16 protein-coding genes are annotated in these 21,750 nt (G+C 72.3%); 2 read left to right on the top strand and 14 right to left on the bottom strand.

Features of this window, described 5'->3' with window-relative positions:
* The first annotated feature begins 41 nt into the window (after positions 1 to 41).
* The gene (locus tag ACPZVR_RS23855) at positions 42 to 629 is read left to right on the top strand and encodes a TetR-like C-terminal domain-containing protein (protein ID WP_436702180.1); all 588 of its coding nucleotides are present in this window, start codon (positions 42 to 44) and stop codon (positions 627 to 629) included.
* Between the two features lie 52 nt (positions 630 to 681).
* Here the strand turns inward: ACPZVR_RS23855 and ACPZVR_RS23860 are convergent, their stop codons facing one another.
* From ACPZVR_RS23860 to ACPZVR_RS23920, 13 genes are all read right to left on the bottom strand, one after another.
* Entirely contained in the window at positions 682 to 1,338 is a 657-nt protein-coding gene (locus tag ACPZVR_RS23860) for a LutC/YkgG family protein (protein WP_436702181.1), read from the bottom strand.
* On the bottom strand, positions 1,335 to 2,786 hold the full coding sequence (locus ACPZVR_RS23865; protein ID WP_436702182.1) for a lactate utilization protein B: 1,452 nt from the start codon (positions 2,784 to 2,786) through the stop codon (positions 1,335 to 1,337). Before ACPZVR_RS23865 ends, ACPZVR_RS23860 begins: the two co-directional genes overlap by 4 nt.
* Positions 2,787 to 2,803: 17 nt before the next feature.
* Positions 2,804 to 3,565, bottom strand: a complete 762-nt coding sequence (locus ACPZVR_RS23870) for a (Fe-S)-binding protein (RefSeq protein WP_436702183.1) — start codon at positions 3,563 to 3,565, stop codon at positions 2,804 to 2,806.
* A 110-nt stretch (positions 3,566 to 3,675) separates the two neighbouring features.
* The gene (locus tag ACPZVR_RS23875) at positions 3,676 to 9,423 is read right to left on the bottom strand and encodes a family 78 glycoside hydrolase catalytic domain (RefSeq protein WP_436702184.1); all 5,748 of its coding nucleotides are present in this window, start codon (positions 9,421 to 9,423) and stop codon (positions 3,676 to 3,678) included.
* 119 nt (positions 9,424 to 9,542) lie between these two features.
* Positions 9,543 to 9,779 carry a response regulator transcription factor gene (locus ACPZVR_RS23880; RefSeq protein WP_436702185.1) on the bottom strand — a complete coding sequence of 79 codons (237 nt, stop codon included), beginning with the start codon at positions 9,777 to 9,779 and terminating at the stop codon, positions 9,543 to 9,545.
* On the bottom strand, positions 9,776 to 11,251 hold the full coding sequence (locus ACPZVR_RS23885; protein ID WP_436702186.1) for a rhamnulokinase: 1,476 nt from the start codon (positions 11,249 to 11,251) through the stop codon (positions 9,776 to 9,778). The genes ACPZVR_RS23880 and ACPZVR_RS23885 overlap by 4 nt, the downstream gene beginning before the upstream one ends.
* Positions 11,252 to 11,272: 21 nt before the next feature.
* Positions 11,273 to 13,309, bottom strand: a complete 2,037-nt coding sequence (locus ACPZVR_RS23890; RefSeq protein ID WP_436702187.1) for a bifunctional aldolase/short-chain dehydrogenase — start codon at positions 13,307 to 13,309, stop codon at positions 11,273 to 11,275.
* A gap of 25 nt (positions 13,310 to 13,334) precedes the next feature.
* Positions 13,335 to 14,522 (bottom strand): L-rhamnose isomerase, encoded by a 1,188-nt coding sequence (rhaI, locus tag ACPZVR_RS23895; RefSeq protein WP_436702188.1) that lies wholly within the window; start codon positions 14,520 to 14,522, stop codon positions 13,335 to 13,337.
* Complete coding sequence (locus ACPZVR_RS23900) at positions 14,519 to 14,890, bottom strand: L-rhamnose mutarotase (RefSeq protein ID WP_436702189.1); 372 nt, start codon at positions 14,888 to 14,890, stop codon at positions 14,519 to 14,521. Before ACPZVR_RS23900 ends, rhaI begins: the two co-directional genes overlap by 4 nt.
* A gap of 49 nt (positions 14,891 to 14,939) precedes the next feature.
* A complete protein-coding gene (rhaS, locus tag ACPZVR_RS23905) occupies positions 14,940 to 15,974 on the bottom strand; it encodes a rhamnose ABC transporter substrate-binding protein (protein WP_436702190.1) in 1,035 nt (344 codons plus the stop codon).
* 200 nt (positions 15,975 to 16,174) lie between these two features.
* The gene (locus ACPZVR_RS23910) at positions 16,175 to 17,230 is read right to left on the bottom strand and encodes an ABC transporter permease (RefSeq protein WP_436702191.1); all 1,056 of its coding nucleotides are present in this window, start codon (positions 17,228 to 17,230) and stop codon (positions 16,175 to 16,177) included.
* Entirely contained in the window at positions 17,227 to 18,258 is a 1,032-nt protein-coding gene (locus ACPZVR_RS23915) for an ABC transporter permease (protein WP_436702192.1), read from the bottom strand. The genes ACPZVR_RS23910 and ACPZVR_RS23915 overlap by 4 nt, the downstream gene beginning before the upstream one ends.
* Positions 18,255 to 19,796, bottom strand: a complete 1,542-nt coding sequence (locus ACPZVR_RS23920; protein WP_436702193.1) for a sugar ABC transporter ATP-binding protein — start codon at positions 19,794 to 19,796, stop codon at positions 18,255 to 18,257. Before ACPZVR_RS23920 ends, ACPZVR_RS23915 begins: the two co-directional genes overlap by 4 nt.
* A gap of 179 nt (positions 19,797 to 19,975) precedes the next feature.
* Between ACPZVR_RS23920 and ACPZVR_RS23925 the strand changes: the two genes are divergently transcribed.
* On the top strand, positions 19,976 to 21,007 hold the full coding sequence (locus ACPZVR_RS23925) for a LacI family DNA-binding transcriptional regulator (protein WP_436702194.1): 1,032 nt from the start codon (positions 19,976 to 19,978) through the stop codon (positions 21,005 to 21,007).
* 23 nt (positions 21,008 to 21,030) lie between these two features.
* On the opposite strand, the gene ACPZVR_RS23930 is transcribed toward ACPZVR_RS23925, so the two are convergent.
* A complete protein-coding gene (locus ACPZVR_RS23930; RefSeq protein WP_436702195.1) occupies positions 21,031 to 21,741 on the bottom strand; it encodes a carbon-nitrogen hydrolase family protein in 711 nt (236 codons plus the stop codon).
* Positions 21,742 to 21,750 lie beyond the last annotated feature (9 nt).

The following is a 21,750-nucleotide window of genomic DNA, read 5'->3' on the forward strand; positions in this document are numbered from 1 at the left end:
GGCGTTACGGTACCCTCGGTATCGAAACCAGGGAAGAGGCCATGGGGACGGACATCGCCGCCACGCCGACGGGACGGCCGCGGGACCCGCGGATCGAGCGGGCGGCCCTCGCGGCGGTCCGCGCCCTCCTGAGCGAGGGCGGCTACGCCGCCGTGACGGTCGCGGCGGTGGCCGAGCGCGCCGGGACCACGAAGGCGGCGCTCTACCGGCGCTGGCCCGCTCTCCCCCACCTCGTGCACGAGGCCGCCTTCCCCGGCGAGCTGGCCCTCGAGATGCACCTCGGCGCCGACCTCGCCACCGATCTGGCGGGCGTCGTCCGCGGCACGCGCGACGCGCTCTGCACGCCCGTCGCCGCGGCCGCCCTGCCCGCGCTCCTCGCCGAGGTGCAGACCTGGCCGGACCTGCACGCCGCGATGATCCAACGCTTCGCAGGCGTCTTCCGCGCGCTGGACGAGCGGATCCGGGTCGCCGTCGACGCCGGCGAGGCGCACCCCGACACCCGCGCGTACGACCTGCTCCAGCTGGTCCTCGGCGCGGTCATCACCGGCGTCATGCTGACACCCGGACAGCTCGACGACGCGTGGGCCGACCGCCTCACCGCCGCCCTGTGCCGGGGACTGCGGCCCTGACCGGCCCGGCGGGAGCGGCCCGGGGCCGCGGGTGGCCGCGGGTGGGTGGGGGTCAGGCGGGTGTGGGGTCGACGATGACGACGTGGAGTCGGCGGGGGCCGTGGACGCCTTCGACGCGGTCGAGCTCGATGTCGCTGGTGGCGCTGGGGCCGCTGATCCAGGTGAGGGGGCGGTGGGGGTCGAGGAGCGCGAAGGCGTCGGGTACGTCGGGCACCACCTGGCCGGCGTCGACCACGCACACGTGGTGGTCGGGGACCAGGGTGATCGCGCGGCGGCCCTGGTCCGGCTCGTGGTCGAGCACGATGGTGCCGGTCTCGGCGATGCCGACACGGCAGCGGGTGACGACCGCGTCGACGGCGTCCAGCTCGCTCGCGGAGAGGCCGGTGTCGGTGAGCGGGTCGGCGATGCCGGCGCCGACGTCGTCGGGCAGCCCCGGAGGCACGACCACCCGCGCACCCGCGGGGAGCGCGGCCGCGACCGCGGCGGCCAGGTCGTCGGGCGAGCAGCGCACCACGGTCGCGCGATAGTCGGCGACCCGCTCGGCGAAGAGAGCCACGAGCTCGTCGGCGCCGGCGTCCGCGCCGGCGCCCGGGGGCGCGGGGATGGGCGCGGTCGCACTCTCGGCGTCCCTGTCGACGTCCAGCAGCGCGGCGCGGACCCGGCCGAGGATCTCGCTCCGGGCGCTGCTGCGGGCTCGCGCGCTGGTCACGGGCGCTCCCCTCCGTCGGTGCGTTGCCACCAGTCGCGGAAGGACTCGGTGGGTGGGAGGGGCAGGTCGCGGGCGTCGGTCCAGGCCGCGGCGGGGCCGGGGAGCCGGCCTGTGGTGGTACGGCCGCGGCGGCGCAGCAGCCGGCCGGCGGTGGCGGCGAGCCGTTGGGCGCGGTCGAGGCGCTTGGCGTCGGCGAAGGCCCAGCCGGCGCCGCGGAAGGCGAGGGCCTCGGGCTTGGGGAGCCGGTCGTCGCGGTGGGCGTCGACGACCCGGGAGCGCAGGTGGACCAGGACCTCGGGGATGTCGATGCGGACCGGGCAGGCCTCGAAGCACGCCCCGCACAGTGTCGAGGCGTAGGGCAGCGAGTCGGTCTGGTCGTCACCGGTCCCCTTGAGGAGGGGGTTGAGGATCGCTCCGATCGGACCGGGGTAGACCGACCCGTAGGCGTGGCCGCCGACCCGTTCGTAGACCGGGCAGACGTTGAGGCAGGCCGAGCAGCGGATGCAGCGCAGCGCCTGGCGGCCGACCTCGTCGGCCAGGGCACGGGTGCGGCCGTTGTCGAGCAGGACGACGTGGACCTCCTGGGGTCCGTCGCCAGGCGTGATGCCGGACCAGGTCGAGGTGTAGGGGTTCATCCGCTCCCCGGTCGAGGAGCGCGGCAGCAGCCGCAGCAGCGGGTCGAGCTCGGCCCAGGTCGGCACGACCTTCTCGATCCCCACGATGCTGACCAGCACCTGCGGCAGGGTCAGGCACATCCGCCCGTTGCCCTCGGACTCCACCACGACCAGGGTGCCGGACTCGGCGACCGCGAAGTTCGCCCCCGAGACCGCCATCCGGGCGCGCAGGAACTTCTCCCGCAGGTGCTCGCGTGCCGCGGCCGCCAGCACCGCCGGCTCGTCGCCGAGCTCACCAGCCAGATCCGCGGGGGCGGGGCGGCCGACCTCGCCCATCCGCCGGGCGAAGATCTCCCGGATCTCGGCACGGTTGCGGTGGATCGCCGGGACCAGGATGTGACTGGGCAGGTCACCCCCGAGCTGGACGATCAACTCGGCCAGATCGGTCTCCCACGCGGCGATCCCCTCGGCGGCGAGCGCCTCGTTCAACCCGATCTCCTGGGTGAGCATCGACTTGACCTTGACGACCTCGTCGACCTCGTGGGCCCGGGCGACCTCGATCACGATCCGGTTGGCCTCCTCGGCGTCACGCGCCCAGTGCACCACCGCACCCCGCGCGGACAGCGACTCCTCGAGCCGGACCAGCTGGGTGTCGAGCGAACGCAGCGCGCGGTCCTTGACCGCCGCACCGGCCAGCCGCAGCTCCTCCCAGTTCTCCACCTCGCCGACCACCGCGGCCCGCTTGCCCCGGATCACACCCGTGGCGTGGGCCAGGTTGTGCCGCAACTGCGTGTCTCCCAACGCGCCGCGCGCCGCGACCGGGAACGCAGGCATCCCCACAAACGTGCCGGTCATGCGATCGGCCCCGAGCCGGCGGGCACGGACTCCTCGGTGGCGGCCAGGACCTCGGCCAGGTGCATCACCCGCACCCCTGAGCGACCACGACCCAGCACCCCACCGATGTGCATCAGGCACGAGTTGTCGCCCGCGACCAGCACCTCCGCACCCGTCTCCCGGACGTGGCGGGCCTTGTCGGAGCCCATCGCCACCGAGGTGTCGGCGTTCTTCACCGCGAACGTGCCACCGAACCCGCAGCACTCCTCCGCCTTGGGCAGATCCACCAGCCGCAGCCCGCGAACCGACTCGAGCAGCCGCCGCGGCCGATCCCCCACCCCCACCATCCGCAACGAGTGACACGTCGGGTGATAGGTCACCGTGTGCGGGAAGTACGCCCCCACATCGGTCCTCCCGAGCACATCGACGAGGAACTCGCTCAACTCGTAGGTCCGTGGCGACGTCGCCGCGACCGCAGCCACCAGCCCCGCATCACCCGACCGCTCCGCGACCAACCGATGCTGATGCCGCACCGACCCCGCACACGACCCCGACGGCGTGACCACCGCGTCGTACCCCTCGAACGCAGCCACGAACGAACGCACCGCCGGGACCGCCTCGTCCAGGTAACCGGTGTTGACCATCGGCTGCCCACAACACGTCTGCGCCCCCGGGAAGTCGACCTCCACGCCCAGCCGGCGCAGCAGACGGACCACCGCCCGCCCCGTCCCGGGGAACATGACGTCATTGACACAGGTGACCATCAGCGCGACCCGCATAGCGCACACTCTCCCACCATTGACACGATGAAACGATTCACACCGTACGCCGGAAACGGCCCCACCGCGAGTCACGGTGGGGCCGTTCCGGCGTCACTCCGACCGGGCCGTCAGCGCCGCCTGACCTTCGTGGCCGCGCTGGTGGCCGTGGCACTCTGGTGGCCGGCGAGCGAGACGGTGACCCGCACGCGGACCTTCTTGCCCTGCCACTTCCCCTTCAGCCGCAGCGTGGCCTTCGTGCCCTTCTTGATCGCCTTGCCACCGACGAGCCACTGGTAGGACACCGTGGCACCCGCGGGCACCGCGAGGGTCGCGGTCAGCTTCTTGCCGACACGCGCCTTCCCGGTGACGACCGGGACACCCACGGCGAGGTCGGCGGCGGTCACCGGGGCGGTCGCCGCCGAGTCCGCGACCCCGCTGGCATCCGCCTTCGTCGCCGTGACCCGCACCGAGAGCCGGGCGCCGAGGTCGGCCACGCCGACGACGTACGTCGCCCCGGTGGCGCCGGCGATCGGCGTCCCGTCCCGCAGCCACTGTCGGGTGAAGGACAGCCCCTTGGTGTTCCACGAGCCGTCGGTCGCGGTCAGGGTGGAGCCGTACTGCGCGACGCCGGTCACCTGGGGTGCCACGATCGCGGCCACCTGGTCGACGTCGGCCAGCGTCACCGTGGTGCGGTGCACCGCCTCGGTGTTGCCCGCGAGGTCGGTCGACAGGTACTCGACGACGTGGTCGCCGTAGCCCTCGACCTGGACCGGGCTGCCGTCGGCGCGCTGCCACGCTCCCCCGTCGATCCGGTAGCGGGTCTCCGCGACGCCGGAGAGGCCGTCCTCGGCGGAGAACTCCACCTGCGCGCGGTCGGAGCCCTCCACCCCGCTGTCCCGCTTCGCGGTGACCACGGTGACGGGCGGCGTCAGGTCGATGCCGACCGTCAGCTCCCCCGCCGCCGACCGGTTGCCCGCGGCGTCGGTCGCGCGGTAGGAGACGACGTGCTCGCCCTCCTCCGCGATGGCGACCGGGCCGGAGTAGTCCTGCCACCCCGAGGAGCGGCCGACCTGCACGACCGGTGCCGGGTCACGACCGTCCGCGGCCGTCACCTCGACGCTGACGGGCGAGGAGTACCAGCCCCCCGTGCCCGGCACACCGCCGGTGACACCGGCGGACACGTCCGGTGCCCGCGTGTCGTCGCTCAGCGGCAGCACCCACATGTCGGCGATCGACGGGTCGAAGTAGCCGGAGGCGTCGAGCGGGTACTCGTACTTGATCCGCGCCGTGCCGTCCGCGGGCCGCACCGCCGGGTCGTCGACGACGAGGTCGTAGACCTTGATGCCCGCACCGGTCGCGGTCCGCGGGACCAGCTGGGTCCGCACCAGGACGTCGTCGACGTAGACGTTGTACTTCTTGGTGCGCGGACCGTCGTAGGTCTCGACGTTGCGGATCAGGAACGGCTCCCCGGCGGGGACGTCCACCTCGACCGAGTACCACGAGCCCGGGTACGCCGAGTGCGCGTAGCGCCGCGTGTAGCCCGCCTCGGTGTTGGTGCCGCTGCTCGCCGACGCTTGCAGGCCGTGGGCCTGCTCCGACGCGGAGGCGCCGAAGTCGACGTGGTCGACGGCCTCGACCGTGGGCGGGTGCGGCAGGTCGACGGTCACGCTCGCGGCCTTGGACACGCTCACCCGGCCGGCCTGCCGGACGTCGACCGTCAGGTCCACCGCACCGCCGACCAGGTCGAGCGGCACGGACAGGGGCACGGTCGCGGTGACCGTCTCACCAGCAGGCACGAGGGTCTCGGTCGAGGGGACCGCTCGCCACCCCGCGGGAAGCCCGCGGACCGCCACGGACACCCGGGTGTCGCGGTCGCCGTCGTTGGTGACCGGGACGTCGAGGACCACGCGCTCGACCGGGTCCTCGTCGGCCGGCTCGGCGGTCACGTCGCCGATCGCGAGGCCGGAGTCGACCTGCACCCAGTCGGTGGTCGCGTCACTGATCTCGTAGGCCTTACCACCGAGGGTGAACGTGACGTCGAGCGTGGCGTCGTAGTCGCCGGCGGCCGCGTTCACCGGCACCGCCAAGGTCACCGGGACCTGGGCGTCCTCACCGGGAGCGAGGTCGGGCACGGGGACCGTGACCGGCGTCCAGCCGGCCACGCCGACGGTGGCCGCGACGTCGGTGACGTCGCCCTCTCCGTCGTTCGCGACGACGACGGTGCCTGTCGCCTCCGCGCCGGCGGACACCGGAGCGCCCACGGGCGGCAGGCTCACCGTGACGCCCTCGGTGGTCATCACGACCCGGGCCAGCGCCTGCTCGACGGCGGCCAGCCTGCTGTCGACGGCGCCGCGGACGGGGGCGTCCACCTCGCTGTCGCCGAGCCACGTGCGCAGCCCGCGGATCGCGTCGAGCGCGGCCACCAGGTGCTCCGTGACGGCCTCGTCCTCGGCGGTGCGGGCCGCGAGCACGGCGTCGCGGGCGTCATCGAGCCCGGCGGTCAGGTGCGTCCCGGCCTCCGCCGCCAGGTCCCCGCCGGCGACGGTGTCGCTCACGTGGTCACGGGCCGCGGCGATCAGGTCGAGGATCGTGCCGAGAGGCGCGTCGGCCGCGGTCACGAGGAACTCGTAGCTGCCGGAGCCGACGGTCACGACCACGTCACCGTCGGCGCTGGTCACGTCCTGGATGCCCTCGACGTCGGCGAGGAGCTCGCCGCCCTCGGTCACCGCCCAGACGTTGGCCGCCGGGAGCACCACCTCGGCGGTGGTGTTGACCGGTACGTCGACCGCGAGCCTCAGGTCGTCGCCCTGCCGCTCCCAGTCGGTCGCGATCGTGCCGTAGACCGAGTCCAGCTCGCCGCGGGCGTCGGTCAGCGCGCCGTCGACGGCCGGCGCCACGCGGAACCTGCGGTAGCCGGGCTCCAGTGCGCTGATGCCGCCGATGTGCTGGTACATCCAGTCACCGACCGCTCCGTAGGCGTAGTGGTTGAAGGAGTTCATCCCGACGTCGCCGAAGGAGCCGTCCGGCTTGATGGAGTCCCACCGCTCCCACATCGTGGTGGCACCCATCGCGACCTCGTAGCCCCACGACGGGTAGTCCTCGTGCAGGAGCAGCTCGTAGGCGAGGTCGTCACGGTCGATCGAGGTGAGGGCCGGCAGCAGCCAAGGCGTGCCGAGGAAGCCGGTCGTGAGGTGGTTGTTGCTCGCGGCGAGCTTGGCCACGAACTTCGCGGCGACCTTGTCCCGCATCTCGTCGGGCACCAGGTCCATGCCCAGCGCCATGGCGTAGGCGGTCTGGCTGTTGCCGGTGACGGTGCCGTCGGCGGCGACGTACTCCTCCGCGAAGGCCGCTCGGACGTCGGCCGAGCGCTGCGCGAAGGCGGCGGCGTCGGCGTCCTCGCCGATCGCGGCGGCCATCTCGGCCAGCATCCGGGCGTCCTCGGCGTAGTACGCCGTGCCGAGCACGCCGACCGGGGTGTCGTCGTTGAGGTTGAGCCAGTCGTTCCAGTTGCCGCGCGCCGTGTCGATCAGGTCGGGTCCCGCTCCGGCGACGACGAAGTCGAAGTACTTCGTCATCAGGTCGTAGTACTGCCGCACGATCGCGGTGTCGCCGAGCGCCCGGAAGACGGCGTACGGCACGGTGATGCCGGCGTCGGACCAGCCCAGGCCGGCGCCGAGGTCGATGCCCGGCGGCACCGGGGCGATGCCGGGCAGGTTGCCGTTGGCGTAGGCCGCGTCGCTCAGGTCGCGCATCCACTTCCCCAGGAACGACCGCGTGTCGCGCAGGTAGCTCGCGGTGGGGGCGAAGACGTTGATGTCGCCGGTCCAGCCGAGTCGCTCGTCGCGGGCCGGGGTGTCGGTGGGGATCGAGAGGAAGTTGCCGCGCTGACCCCACGAGATGTTGCTCTGCAACTGGTTGAGCATCGCGCTCGAGGTCTCGAGGTCGCCGATCGCGGGCAGGTCCGAGCCCCACACCACCCCGGTGACGTCACCCGCGGCGGGCGGCGTGCTGGCGCCGGTGATCTCGACGTAGCGGAAGCCGTGCTGGGTCAGGGTCGGCTCGTAGGTGACCGTGCCGGCGGCTCCGAAGGTGTAGTAGTCGGTCACCTTCGCCGCCCGGAGATTGGCGGTGTAGAGCGTGCCATCGGGGTTGAGCATCTCGCCGTAGCGCACGCGCACCGTAGTGCCGGCCTGGCCGGTCAGCACCATCCGGGCCACACCGACCATGTTCTGCCCGAGGTCGTAGACGAACGCGCCCGGCGTGGGCTCGGTGCGCTCGACGACGTCGATCTCCTCGGTCGTGCGGACCGGCTCGTCGGGCTGGGGTACGACGAGCTCGGTCGCGGACTCCCGCACCACGGCGGGCGTCCAGCCGCTGTCGTCGTAGCCGGGCTGGTCCCAGCCGGCCTGGGCCAGCCGGGCGTCGAAGGTCTCGCCGTCGATGTTGTCGGCGGCGAGGTAGGGGCCGGCGTGGGTGGTCCAGTCGTCGCCGGTGTCGACCCACTGCGTGCTGCCGTCGGTGTAGTCGATCCGCAGCCGGGCCAGCAGCGAGAGCCGGTTGCCGTAGACACCGGGTCCCCACATGCCGACCTTGCCACCCCACCAGCCGTTGCCCATGGTCGCGCCGAGGCCGTTGTCGCCGGCGCGGACCTGGTCGGTGACGTCGTAGGTCTGGTGCTGGAAGCGGGTGTTGTAGTCGGTCCAGCCGGGCGCGAGATGCTGGTCGCCGACGGGCTCACCGTTGAGGGTCAGCTCGTAGATGCCGCGTGCCGTCGCGTAGATCCGGGCCCGCTCGACGCTCTTGCCGCTCTCCGTGGCGAAGTCGGTGCGCAGCAGCGGCAGGTTGTCGTCGGGCGAGTGCCACAGGAACTCCTGGTTGCCCTTCACCTCCAGCCCGCCGGCGACCAGGGTTCCGCCACGGAACGGGTTGCCGTCGGAGAAGTCGGTGTCGAGCAGCACGTCGCCGTTCTCGGCCTCGACGCGGACGGCGTGGACGGTGAACGCCTCGGTGCCCTCGGTGGCCACGGAGGTGCGGAAGCCGACGTAGCCCTTGCCGAAGTTCGTCCGGGTCCGGCTGTCGATCTGCTCGCCGTCGATCGAGGTGGTGATCGTGTCACCGTCGACGGTCACGCTCATGCGGTGCTGCCCGGTCCGCAGCTCGTCGGCTGTGATGACCGAGCTGATGTCCACGTCGCCGAGCGAGGCGTAGTTGCCGTTGATCTTGGTGTGCGGGCGGAACAGGGCCTGGTTGCCCACGGCCTTGACCTGCCACATGTAGCCGTTGCTCGTGTTGGCGCTGCGGATCATCGCGGCGAAGACGAGGTTGTCGAGGGTGAAGTCGAAGTCCGCGGTGTAGTCGGTCCACCGGTTGACCTCGGTGTCGGCCGGTGCGCCGACCCACTCCGCGCCGCCCCAGTCGCTCGGGTCCAGCAGACCGGTCTCGAACCACGTCGGGTCGCTCCATGCGCTCGGCACGCCCGCGCCGTCCCAGACCCGGACCCGCCACGAGTAGCGGGTCTGCGATGCGAGCGCCGGCCCGGCGTACGCGATGTTCAGCTGCTCGGACGACTCCACCCGGCCCGAGGACCAGACCGCCGCTCCGCCGTCGGCCTCCGCGACCTCGAGCTCGTAGGCGCTCTGCACGGCACCGCGACCGCCGCCGGTCGACCTCCAGCCGAACACGACGTCGTCGGCACCGATGCCGAGCGGCGTGGTGCGCGCGTTGGTCTGCAGACCGGCGACGGCGAGCGGCTCACCGGCGGCGGCCGCGGCCGCGGCGGGCGGTGCGCCGCCCAGCAGCGGCCCTCCCGTCAGCATGCCGAGGGCCAGCGTGGCGGCCGCGACCGTGGAGGTCAGGTACCGGCGGCGTGGGGTCATGGATGCCTCCTGATTGAAACGTTGCAACAGCAACCTAGGAGTTCTGTGACGACCACCACAAGGAGGTTGTCCGGATCCGGCCTCGACCGATGCCGCAGCGTCCGGGGGAGACGGCCCGGTCAGATGAGGCCGGTACGGACGGCGTGGACGACCACCTCGATCGAGGAGTCGACGCCGAGCTCGTCCGCGATCGTGCGCAGCCGCCGCCGCACGGTCCGGTCCGACACGCCGATCCGGCGGCCGATCGCGTCGATCGTCAGCCCGCGGGCGAGCAGGCTCAGGATCTCGAGGTCGAGGCGGGTGGGTGCCCACTCCTCGTCCTGGCGGTCCGTCGGCCGCTCGTGGACCACCGTCATCCGACGCGCCGCTCGGCCGCCGCCCAGTCGGCCCCGTCGCGCGGCTCGAACCGGCGGACGTCGTACGAGCGTGCGACGAGGTCGCGCATCGCGGGCAGTCCGGGCAGGTCCGCACCGAGCGCCCGGCCCTGGACGAGGACGTTCCCGAGCGCCGCCGCCTCGACGGGGCCGGCCAGCACGGGAAGACCGCAGGCGTCGGCCGTCATCTGGCAGAGCAGCTCGTTCTGCGACCCGCCTCCGACGACGTGGACGACCTCCACCGGCACCCCGGCGAGCTCGGCGGCGGTGCGCACGTGACGGCGGTAGGCGACGGCGAGGCTGTCGACGATGCAGCGGGTCACCGCGACCGGGGAGTGGGGCACGACCTCCCCCGCCTCCGCAGCCAGGGACGCGATCCGCTCGGGCATCGGGTCCGTCGCCGTGCTCGGCGCGAGCAGGCGGGGGTCGTTGATATCGACCACCGTGCGCAGCGGCTCGAAGTCCGTGGCGGCCGCGACCAGCGAGCGCAGCCCGACGTCGGCGTAGCGCCGCTCCGACCACGAGCGCAACGACTCGGAGAGGACCCACAGGCCCATCACGTTCTTGAGGAAGCGGACCGTGCCGTCGATGCCCAGCTCATTGGTGAAGTCGGCCGCCCGGGCGTCCTCGGTGAGCACCGGGGCATCGAGCTCCAGGCCGACCAGGGACCACGTGCCCGACGAGATGTAGGCGAAGTCGCCGGTGGTGGCCGGCACGCCCACCACCGCCGAGGCGGTGTCGTGGGAGCCGACGGCGACGACGGGTACGTCGGGAGCGGCACCGATCTCGTGGGCGACGTCCGGGAGCAGCGGCCCCAGCACGGAGCCCGGGTCGCGCAGCGGCGGGAGGATCCCCCACGGGAGGCCGAGCCTGCGGCACAGCTCGATCGCCCAGTCGTCGGTGCGCAGGTCGTAGAGCTGCGTGGTGGAGGCGTTCGTGCGCTCGGCGCCGGGGACCCCCGTCAGCCAGTAGCCGAGCAGATCCGGCAGGAGGAGGAGCGTGTCGGCCGCCTCCAGCGCCGCGGTGCCGCGCGCCGCGGCCAGCTGGTAGAGCGTGTTGAACGGCAGCTGCTGGATCCCGGTGGTCGCGTAGAGCTCGCGCGCACCGAGCTCGGCGACCACCTTCTCCGCGACGCCGTCCGTGCGGGAGTCACGATGACTGAAGACCGACCCGAGGAGCTGGCCGTCGCGGTCGAGCAGTCCGTAGTCGATCGCCCAGGAGTCGATGCCGATGCCGTGCAGGGGCCCGGTCCGGGCCACCTCCCGGATCCCCGACAGGGTCTCGCGGTGGATGCCGAGCACGTCCCAGAACAGCGCGCCCCGTGCCCGCACCGCCCCGTTGGGGAAGCGGTGCATCTCGTTGATCTCGACGCGCTCGGTCGTGATCCGGCCGGACATCACCCGGCCGGAGGTGGCACCGAGGTCGACCGCGGCGACCCGGACCGCCCCGCTCATCGCGCCGGCCTCATCGCGGGCTCATCGGAGGAAGGCGGCCGCGACCCCGGCGTCGACCGGGATGTGCAGGCCCGTGGTGTGGGTGAGCTCGGGACCGCAGAGCACGAAGACCGCGTTGGCGATGTGGTCGGGCAGCACCTCGCGCTTGAGGATCGTGCGCTGGGCGTAGAACTTGCCCAGGTCCTTCTCCTCGACGCCGTAGACCGCGGCGCGGTTGGCGCCCCAGCCGCTGGCGAAGATGCCGGAGCCCTGGACCACGCCGTCGGGGTTGACGCCGTTGACCTTGATGCCGTGCTCGCCGAGCTCGGCGGCCAGGAGCCGGACCTGGTGGGCCTGGTCGGCCTTGGCGGCGCCGTAGGCGACGTTGTTGGGGCCGGCGAAGATCGAGTTCTTGCTGGAGATGTAGACGATGTCGCCGCCCAGCCGCTGCTCGATCATGACCTTCGCTGCCGCCTGGGCGACCAGGAAGGACCCCTTCGCCATCACGTCGTGCTGGAGGTCCCAGTCCTTCTCGGTGGTCTCGAGCAGGGAGCGCGAGAGTGAGAGGCCGGCGTTGTTGACGACGAGGTCGACGCCGCCGAAGGCCAGCACCGCGGCATCGACGGCGGCCTGGACGGCGGCCGCGTCGCTCACGTCGACCTGGACGCCGACCGCGACGTCGGCGCCGCCCAGCTCCGCGGCGGCGTCCTGCGCCTTCTCCAGGCTGAGATCGGCGATCACCACGCAGGCACCCTCGGCGGCCAGCTTGGCCGCGGTGGCCCTGCCGATGCCGGAGGCGGCGCCGGTCACGAACGCGACCCGGGTGGCGAGCGGCTTGGGCTTCGGCATCCGCTGGAGCTTGGCCTCCTCGAGCGCCCAGTACTCGATGCGGAACTTCTCCGCCTCGTCGATCGGCGCGTACGTCGACAGCCCCTCGGCGCCGCGCATCACGTTGATCGCGTTGACGTAGAACTCCCCCGCCACGCGGGCGGTCTGCTTGTCCTTGCCGAAGCTGAACATGCCGACCCCGGGCACCAGCACGATGAGCGGGTCCTTGCCGCGGATGGCCGGCGAGTCCGCCGTCGCGTGGCGGTCGTAGTAGCCCTGGTAGTCCTCGCGATAGGCCGCCGCGAGCTCGTGCAGGCGGGCGATGCTGTCCTCGACGCTCGCGCTCGGCGGGAGGTCGAGGACGAGCGGCTTCACCTTGGTGCGCAGGAAGTGGTCGGGGCAGGACGTGCCGAGCGCGGCGAGGCGGGGGTGCTCGGACGCGGCGAGGAAGTCGAGGACCACGTCGGCGTCGGTGAAGTGGCCGACCATCGGCCGGTCGGCGCCGGCGATGCCCCGGATCGTGGGGGCCAGCGCCGCCGCACGCGCCCTGCGCTCGGCGACCGGGAGGGCGGCGTACCCCTCGAGGACGGGGCCGAACGGCTCCGCCTTGCTGTGCTCGGCGATGTACGCCGCCGCCGTGTCGATGATCCACAGCGAGTTGGCCTCGGCCTCCTCGCTGGTGTCACCCCACGCGGTGATGCCGTGGCCGCCGAGGATGCAGCCGACCGCCTGGGGGTTCTTCTCCTTGATCTCGGCGATGTCGAGGCCGAGCTGGAAGCCGGGCCGGCGCCACGGCACCCAGACCACCTTGTCGCCGAAGATCGTCGCGGTCAGCTCAGGGCCGTCGGCGGCGGTCGCGATCGCGATGCCGGAGTCCGGGTGGAGGTGGTCGACATGCGCGGCGTCGACGAGGCCGTGCATGGCGGTGTCGATCGAGGGGGCGGCGCCGCCCTTGCCGTGCAGGCAGTAGTCGAACGCCGCGACCATCTCGTCCTCGCGCTCGGTGCCCGGATAGACGTCGACGAGGCTGCGCATCCGGTCGAGGCGGAGTACGGCGAGGCCGGACTCCTCGAGGGTGCCGAGGTCGCCCCCGGAGCCCTTCACCCAGAGCAGCTCGACGGGCTCGCCGGTGACCGGGTCGGTCTCCGTGCCCTTGGCCGAGGTGTTGCCGCCCGCGTAGTTGGTGTTCTTGGGGTCGGCGCCGAGGCGGTTGGAGCGCGCGATCAGCGCGGCCGCTGCGGGGTTGGTCATGGTGCCCTTCGTTCGGGTGGGTGGGTCAGGTCCAGGACAGCTGGGTGCCGCCGACGCGGTCCGCCTCGATCGCGGCCTGGTAGCCGGACTCGGCGTACGCCCGCATCGGGTCGCCCGGCAGCCCGCGCTCCTCGCGCCAGGCGGCGAGGTCGGCGCGGACGTCGGTGTAGAACGCGTCCATCAGCACGCCGTGCGCGCCGAGCACGTCGCCGGCGGACTGCGCGGCCGCCAGCGCGTCCCGGTCCACGAGCAGCGCCCGGGCGGTCATCTCCTGCACGTTGAGGACCGACCGGATCTGGCCGGGGATCTTGTCCTCGACGTTGTGGCACTGGTCGAGCATGAAGGCGACCTCGCTGTGCCCGTCGGGGTTGGCCGGGCCGTAGCCGCCGCCGCGCACCACCTCGAAGAGGATCCGGAACAGCTGGAACGGGTCCGCCGCCCCGACGATCAGATCGTCGTCGGCGTAGAAGCGGGAGTTGAAGTCGAAGGAGCCGAGCTTGCCGAGCCGCAGCAGCTGCATCACGATGAACTCGATGTTGGTGCCCGGCGCGTGATGGCCGGTGTCGAGGCAGACGACGGCCCGCTCGCCGAGCGCGGTCACCTGGGCGTAGGACGTGCCCCAGTCCGGGACGTCGGTGTGGTAGAACGCCGGCTCGAAGAGCTTGTACTCCAGCACCAGCCGCTGGTCGTCGCCGAGCCGGTCGTAGATCGCCGCCAGCGACTCCGCCAGCCGGTCCTGGCGGCCACGGAGGTCGGCCTGGCCCGGATAGTTGCTGCCGTCGGCGAGCCAGATCTTCAGGTCGCGCGAGCCGGTCGCGTCCATCACGTCGATGCACTCGAAGTGATGGTCGATCGCCTTCTGCCGGATCTTCGGGTCGACGTGGACCAGCGAGCCCAGCTTGTAGTCGTCGTCCTGGAAGGTGTTGGAGTTGATCGTGCCGAGGCCCACGCCCTGCTCCGCGGCGTAGGCCGCGAGCGCGGCGTAGTCGTCGACCCGGTCCCACGGAATGTGCAGCGCGACCTTCGGCGCCAGCCCGGTGAGCCGGTGCACGGTCGCCGCGTCCGCGATCTTCTCCTCGACGCTGCGCGGGGTCCCCGCGGTGCCGAAGACCTTGAAGCGGGTGCCGGAGTTGCCGAACGCCCAGGAGGGAAGCTCGATGGCCTGGCCCTCGAGCTGGGCGGCGATGGCGGCGAAGCCACCTTGACTGGTCATGATCGGTTGCCTTCGTTGAGATCGGGTCGGCGGGTGTGCTGGGCGAGCTGCTCGTCGAGGTTGAAGACCTCACGCAGCAGCACGAAGCCCTCGTCGGGCGCGCCCTCGAGCTGGGTGAAGTACGGCGCCATCTCGGCCTGCCAGCGGGCGTTGACGTCCGTGGCGGCCATGGCGGCCTGGGCGGCGGTCAGGTCGTCGGCCTCGACGTACCCGATCAGCAGCCCGTCCTCCCGCAGGAACAGGGAGTAGTCGCGCCAGCCGGTCGCGGCGAGTGCGGCGAGCATGTCCGGCCAGACGGCACGGTGGCGCTCGGCGTACTCCTCCGTCCGGTCAGGACGGACCTGGAGGCTGAAGCAGTAGCGGGGCATGGTGTTCCCTCCTCCCTGTTCCTGCGGAGTGACCTGGTGAGCGGTCGGCTCAGAAGTGGAACTCGTCGATGTTGTCGGCGTTGAAGCGGAACGGGTCGCCGAGCAGCACGGTGCTGTCCGCGCCGACGGTGAACTCGCCCAGGTCGCCGGCCTCGAAGGTGTCGCCCTCGGCGCCGGTGATGTCGCCGTCGGCGAGCGCCTTGCCGGCGTACGCCGAGAGGTAGCCGAGCTCCTCGGGGTTCCACAGCGCGAACTCGGTGACCGTGCCGTCCTTGACGTAGTCACGCATCTGGTCCGGCGTGCCGAGCCCGGTCAGCGCGACCTTGCCCTTCGACGCGGACGTCGACAGGTAGCGCGCTGCCGCGGAGATGCCGACCGTGGTCGGCGAGATGATCCCCTTGAGGTTCGGGTGGTCGGCGAGCAGGGCCGCGGTCTTGTCGAACGACGTCTGGTCGTCGTCGTCGCCGTAGACGGTGTCGACGAGCTTGATGTTCGGGTGGTTCGCGGCCAGGTCCTCCTTGATGAGGTCGATCCACGCGTTCTGGTTGGTGGCGTTCGCCGCCGCCGAGAGGATCGCGATCTCGCCGGCGTCGCCGATCTGCTCGGCGATCATGTCGACCTGGACCTTCGCGATGCCCTCCGCCGTGGCCTGGTTGATGAACAGGTCGCGGCACTCCGGGTCGGTGTCGGAGTCGAACGTGACGACCTTGGTGCCGGCGTCACGGGCGGCGTTGAGCGAGTCGCACAGCGCGGTCGGGTCGTTCGCCGAGACGATCAGCGCGTTGACGCCCTGCGCGGCCGCCGTGTCGATGTAGGACACCTGGGCGTCCGGGCCGGCGGTGTCGGGACCGACCTCGGCGAAGGTGCCACCGAACTCCTCGACGGCCTTCTTGCCACCGGCGTCGCTGGTCTCGAAGTAGGGGTTGCCGAGGTTCTTGGGCAGGAAGGTGACGGTCGTCTTGTCGCCGCCGCCCCCGCCTCCGTCCGAGCCACCGTCGTCGTCGCTGCCGCAGGCGGCCAGGCCCAGGGTGGCGACCAGCGCCAGTGCTGCACCGGCAGCGAACCGCTTGGAGTTGATCCTCATTGAGCTACCTTTCGGGTGTGGTCGCCGTTGACCGGCGTCTTCGACGTGACCTCGGGGAGGTCACTGAGCAATGCCGCCGTCGCGAGCGTCGCGAGGCGCGTGCGAGGGCAAGGCGTCGGAGTGAGGCGGCCTGGTTGGCCGTCGATCGACGACAACGCAGCCATCGTGCGTGCGTCGCGGCGCGGAGCAGGCGTCATTGTTCAGTGACCTCCCTTGGGGGTCACGGCCCGCCGCGGAAGCAGAGCCCGGATGCGCGGCAGGAAGTTGGAGGCGATCACCGACCCGACGAGCAGCAGGCCGATGATGATCTGGATGACCTCGGAGCCCTGCCCGTCGAGCTGCAGCGCCGAGTTGAGGACGGCGATGAGGAGCACGCCGGCGATCACGCCGTGCAGCGCCCCGCGGCCGCCGAAGATGGACACCCCGCCGAGGAGGACGCCGGCGATCACCTTGAGCTCGAAGCCCGCGCCGGTGTCGGTGGCGACGGAGTTGGCCTTGAGGGCGACGTACACACCGGCGAGGGCGGCCACGGCGCCGCTGAGGGTGAACAGGATCAGCTTGGTGCGCGCGACGTTGACGCCGGAGAAGTGCGCCGCCTCGTCGCTCAGCCCGATCTCGAAGACGCTGCGGCCGAAGCTGGTGAAGTGCAGCAGCAGGCCGAAGAGCACGGCCAGCACGATGATCGGGATGATGATGTTGGGGTACTGCGTGTCGCCGATCCGCTCGGTCGGCCAGGTGCGCAGGGCACCGGGGAAGCCGGAGATCCGCTTGTCCTGGATCAGGCCCTCGGCGAGACCGCGGTAGAGCGCCAGGCTGCCGATCGTGACCGCCAGCGAGGGCAGGCCGACGTAGGCGACGAAGAAGCCGTTGAGGGCCCCGAGCAGCGCGCCGACGAGGATCGCGACGACCGCCGCGGACGCCACGGACAGGTCGTGGTCCACGACCAGGACGCCCGTGATCGCGGCGCTGGCGCCGAGGGTGCTGGCCACCGACAGGTCGATCTCGCCGGTGACGATGATCAGCGTCATCGGCAGCGCCATCAACAGGATCGGCGCGTACTCCTTGAGCAGGTTGTAGATCGTCAGCGGGCCGTCGAAGTACTGCACGTTGCCCAGGGCGTAGAGGAACACCACGACCAGGGCCGCGATCACCGCGGCCTCGCGGTTGAGCAGCAGGCGGGCGAGCAGGTTGCGGGAGTAGGCCGGGTACGTGCGCGTCGGCGCCGAGGCGGGCGCGACGGGCGTGGCGGTGCTCATGCGTGGTCCCTCGCTTCCACGAGCTGGTGGGTACGGCGGATGCTGAGCACCCGGTCCAGGACGATCGAGCCGATGATGAGGGCGCCGACGACCGCGCCCTGCCAGAACTCGCTGATGCCCAGGATCGGGAGCGCCCGGTTGATGGTGACCAGGAGGAAGGCGCCGATGGCCGCGCCCCAGACGGTGCCGCTGCCGCCGAAGATCGCCACCCCGCCGATGACCACGGCCGCGACGGCCTGGAGCTCGATGCCGCTGCCGGTGCCGGAGAAGGCGGTGGCGTAGCGGGCGGCGGAGAAGACCCCCGCCAGGCCGGCCAGCGCGCCACAGAGCACGAAGGCGCCGAGCACGCGGCGTCCCGCGGGCAGGCCGTAGAGGTCGGCGGCGTCGGGGTCGGAGCCGATCGCGTAGAGCTCGCGGCCTCCGCGCGCGGTGTGGAGGTAGTAGCCGACGGCGGCGACCACGACGAGCGCGATGATCGTGAGCACCGGGATCGTCAGCACCTGCTGGGTGCCGAGCCGCTCGAAGTGCGCCGGGTAGTCCTGGGCGTTCAGCCGGTCGCTGCCGACCTCGTGCGTCAGCGCGCCGCGCAGGACGTACATCGTGCCCAGCGTGATCACCAGTGCCGGCACCTTGAAGAGGGTGACGAGGACGCCGTTGATCGCGCCGATCACGGCGCCGACGGCGAGGCCCGCGAGGAACACCACGACGACCGAGGTGTCGGGGTTCGCGACGAAGATCTTGCCGGTCACGTAGGCGGTGATGCCGAGCGTGGAGCCCACGGAGAGGTCGACGTTGCGGGTCACCACCACGACCATCTGGCCGACGGCGAGCAGCAGCAGGATCGACGGCGCCAGCAGGGTGTCGCGCCAACCGTCCGCGCTCAGCACGAAGGAGCTGCGCCGCGCGGTGGCGAGCAGGATGATCAGGCCGAGCACGATCACGATCGCCAGCTCCCGCGAGCGCAGCACGGTGTGCAGCGCGCGGGCGGCCGGGCTCTCCTGCGACGGGGCCAGGGTGGACGTGCTCATACCGGCTCCTTGGTCGCGGTCGCGGTGGACCGGGTGGCGGCGGCCATGACGTTCTCGGGCGTGGCGTCGGCGCGCGCGATGTCGGCGGTGATCCGGCCCTCGCAGACCACGAGCACCCGGTCGGCCATGCCGAGCACCTCGGGCAGCTCGGAGGAGATCATCACGATCGCGAGCCCCTGTCCGGCGAGGTCGGACAGCAGGCGGTGGACCTCGGCCTTCGTGCCGACGTCGATGCCGCGGGTGGGCTCGTCGATGATGAGCAGCCGCGGCCCGGTGGCGAGCCACTTCGCGATGACGACCTTCTGCTGGTTGCCGCCGCTCATCGTGGCCGCGCGCATGTCGAGCGCGCTGGTCTTCACCTGCAGCCGCGCCGCCCAGGGACCGGCCGCCCGGTTCTCGGCGCGAGCCGTGAGCAGGCCGGCCCGGGCGAGGCCGCCGCGGATCACCGCCCCGATGTTGCGGGCGACCGAGCTCTCGATCACCAGCCCCTGCTGCCGACGGTCCTCGGGGACGAACGCCATGCCGGCGCGGATCGCTCGGCGGGGACTGCCCTTGGGCACGGTCCTGCCGTCGAGGGTGACCGTCCCCTCGTCGTACCCGTCGACGCCGAAGACGGCCCGGGCGATCTCGCTGCGGCCGGCCCCGACGAGACCGGCGAGGCCGACGATCTCTCCCGCGTGGACCTGGAAGGACACGTCGTGGAACTCGCCGGCGCTGCTCAGGCCCTGCACGTCGAGCACGACGTCGCCGATCGGCGCGGGCGTCTTGGGGAACAGCTCGGCGACCTCGCGACCCACCATCTTGGCGACGATCTCCGCCTCGGTGGTCTCCGCGACGCGGGCGGTGGAGACGTAGGCCCCGTCCCGCATCACGGTGACGGTGTCGCACAGGTCGAAGACCTCGTCGAAGCGGTGGGAGATGAACACCAGGGCGCGGCCCTCGTCGCGCAGGCTGCGGGCAACCGCGAAGAGGCGGGCGACCTCGTTGCCGCTGAGCGCCGCGGTCGGCTCGTCCATCACCAGCAGCTTCGCGTCGAGCGAGATGGCCTTGGCGATCTCGATCAGCTGCTGGTCGGCGATGGAGAGGCCGTTGGCGACCCGGCGCGGGTCGATGCTGACACCGAGCCGGGCGAAGAGGGCGTGCGACTCGGCGTACATCCGGGACCGGTCGATGCGGCGGCCGCGGCCGCGCGGGTGGCGGCCCATGAAGATGTTCTCGGCGACCGACAGGTCGGGGAAGAGCGTCGGCTCCTGGTAGATCACCGCCACGCCGGCGGCCTTCGACTCGGCCGTCGAGCCGAAGTCGACCGGCTCGCCGAGGAGCCGGAACTCGCCCGCGTCGCGGCGGTGCACGCCGGCGACGATCTTCACCAGGGTGGACTTGCCCGCGCCGTTCTCGCCGACCAGGGCGTGGATCGAGCCGGGCCACACCTCGAGCGTTCCCGAGCGCAGCGCGGCCACGGCACCGAACGACTTCGCCACGTCGCGCAGCTGGAGGGTCGGCATCCGCTCCTCGCGGCGCTCCTCGTGGTCCGGCATCGCACTCCCTCGGTTCTCGACATCCGCACATTGAAAGGTTTCAATAGGGGATGCAACGGACACTAGGTGACCACGGTCACAGGCGTCAAGGCGTTCCGTGGAACTTTTTGAAACGAATCAAATGCGGCGGTCCGCCGCTGGGGTGGGCCTAGGGTGAGCCTCACACGACAGGAGGAAGCGTGACCACGAGCGAGGTGGCGAGGAGCGGCGACACGAGCCGCAGCGTCTCCGTCAAGGACGTCGCCGCGGCGGCAGGGGTCTCGGTGGGGACGGTCTCCAACGTCCTCAACCGGCCGGAGAAGGTCTCCCCCGCCACCCTCGAGCACGTCCAAGCGGTCATCGAGCAGCTCGGCTTCGTCCGCAACGACGCGGCCCGTCAGCTGCGGGCCGGCACCAACCGCGCGATCGGCATGGTCGTCCTCGACGTCCGCAACCCGTTCTTCACCGACATCGCCCGCGGGGTCGAGCTGCGCCTCGCCGAGCACCGCCGTCCCCTCATCCTCGGCAGCTCCGACCAGGACGCCGAGCGCGAGTCGACCTACCTCGACCTGTTCGAGGAGCAGCGGGTCAGCGGCCTGCTCATCACCCCCGTCGGCAAGGTGCTCCCCCGCCTGCGCCGGCTGCGGGAGCGGGGCACCGCCGTCGTGGTGGTCGACCGGCGCACCGGCAGCCGCGAGTTCTCCTCCGTCGCCGTCGACGACGTGCGCGGTGGCCGCCTCGCGGCGCAGCACCTGCTGGAGTCCGGTCGCCGCAGGATCGCGTTCATCGGCGGTCCGCGCGGCCTCACCCAGATCAAGCACCGGCTCCACGCGGCCCAGGAGGAGGTCGACGCGGTCGACGGCGCCCGGCTGCGCTTCGTCGAGACCGGCACCATGGACGCCGACGCCGGACGACGCGGCGCGGAGGACCTCCTCGCCGGGCCCGACCGACCCGACGCCATCTTCGCGGCCAACGACCTCGTCGCCCTGGGCGTGCTCCAGGCGTTGACGCTGGCGGGGGTGCGCGTCCCCGAGGACGTCGCCATCATCGGCTTCGACGACATCGACTTCGCGGCCTCCGCCGCCATCCCCCTCAGCTCGGTGCGACAGCCGCGGGCCGAGATGGGCCGGGCCGCGATCGACCTGCTGCTCGCCGCCATCGACGACCCCGCCGCACAGGTCCGCGACATCGTGCTCGAGCCCGAGCTCGTGGTCCGCCGCTCGACCGGCTGACCCGTCCCCGCCCGGAGCGCGACTCAGCCGATCCGGGCGAGCGCCAGGCCCTCCTCGTCGCCCAGTCGGGCCAGCGCCTCGGCATCGGGCGCGTAGACCGCCGAGCCGCCGACGAAGGCGTGCGCGCCGCACCGCCCGGTCAGGCCGGCGACGACCACGTGCAGACCGTGGTCGAGCGCGCGGGCGGCGTAGGTCACGTCGAGCCGGCGGGCGCCGCCGGCGAAGTAGGCGACCGAGGCCAGGTAGACCTGTGCCCCGGCCGCCGCGGCCGCCGCGGCGTGCGCGGGGACGCTGCCGTCGCGGCAGATCGAGAGCGCGAGCACGATCCCGTCGACGGTGATCGACGCCGCGTGGTCGCCGGCGACGAACCAGGTCGACTCGTCACCGTCGAGATGCTGCTTGTCGTACGGCGCCGTGGTGCTCCCGTCCGGTTCGACGACCACCGACGACAGGGTCCGCCCGTGGTCGCGGCGGAGGGCGGTGGAGGCGACCACCGTGGCACCCGCCGCGGCCGCCGCCTCCCGGAGCGGGTCCAGCACCGGCCCCACCAGGTCGGCGAGCGTCGGCAGGCCGCCGGAGAACGCGCCGGCGTCGTACCCGGACAGGAAGGCCTCGGGCAGCACCACCACCCGCGCCCCGGCCTCGCCCGCCGCGTGGACGAGGCGGGCGGCGGTCGCCACGTTGTGGGGCAGCGCACCGGCGCGCGCCTCGGCCTGCGCGGCGGCGACGATCATCGGCCGGCG

Source organism: Nocardioides segetis, assembly GCF_051390595.1.
Lineage (GTDB): Bacteria > Actinomycetota > Actinomycetes > Propionibacteriales > Nocardioidaceae > Nocardioides.

Excerpts from the sequence above, each read along its gene's own strand:
- ACPZVR_RS23855 (WP_436702180.1), top strand. The coding sequence starts at position 42 with ATGGGGACGGACATCGCCGCCACGCCGACGGGACGGCCGCGGGACCCG.
- ACPZVR_RS23865 (WP_436702182.1), bottom strand. The coding sequence starts at position 2,786 with ATGCCTGCGTTCCCGGTCGCGGCGCGCGGCGCGTTGGGAGACACGCAG.
- ACPZVR_RS23870 (WP_436702183.1), bottom strand. The coding sequence starts at position 3,565 with ATGCGGGTCGCGCTGATGGTCACCTGTGTCAATGACGTCATGTTCCCC.
- ACPZVR_RS23875 (WP_436702184.1), bottom strand. The coding sequence starts at position 9,423 with ATGACCCCACGCCGCCGGTACCTGACCTCCACGGTCGCGGCCGCCACG.
- ACPZVR_RS23880 (WP_436702185.1), bottom strand. The coding sequence starts at position 9,779 with ATGACGGTGGTCCACGAGCGGCCGACGGACCGCCAGGACGAGGAGTGG.
- ACPZVR_RS23885 (WP_436702186.1), bottom strand. The coding sequence starts at position 11,251 with ATGAGCGGGGCGGTCCGGGTCGCCGCGGTCGACCTCGGTGCCACCTCC.
- ACPZVR_RS23890 (WP_436702187.1), bottom strand. The coding sequence starts at position 13,309 with ATGACCAACCCCGCAGCGGCCGCGCTGATCGCGCGCTCCAACCGCCTC.
- rhaI (WP_436702188.1), bottom strand. The coding sequence starts at position 14,522 with ATGACCAGTCAAGGTGGCTTCGCCGCCATCGCCGCCCAGCTCGAGGGC.
- ACPZVR_RS23900 (WP_436702189.1), bottom strand. The coding sequence starts at position 14,890 with ATGCCCCGCTACTGCTTCAGCCTCCAGGTCCGTCCTGACCGGACGGAG.
- rhaS (WP_436702190.1), bottom strand. The coding sequence starts at position 15,974 with ATGAGGATCAACTCCAAGCGGTTCGCTGCCGGTGCAGCACTGGCGCTG.
- ACPZVR_RS23910 (WP_436702191.1), bottom strand. The coding sequence starts at position 17,230 with ATGAGCACCGCCACGCCCGTCGCGCCCGCCTCGGCGCCGACGCGCACG.
- ACPZVR_RS23915 (WP_436702192.1), bottom strand. The coding sequence starts at position 18,258 with ATGAGCACGTCCACCCTGGCCCCGTCGCAGGAGAGCCCGGCCGCCCGC.
- ACPZVR_RS23920 (WP_436702193.1), bottom strand. The coding sequence starts at position 19,796 with ATGCCGGACCACGAGGAGCGCCGCGAGGAGCGGATGCCGACCCTCCAG.
- ACPZVR_RS23930 (WP_436702195.1), bottom strand. The coding sequence starts at position 21,741 with ATGATCGTCGCCGCCGCGCAGGCCGAGGCGCGCGCCGGTGCGCTGCCC.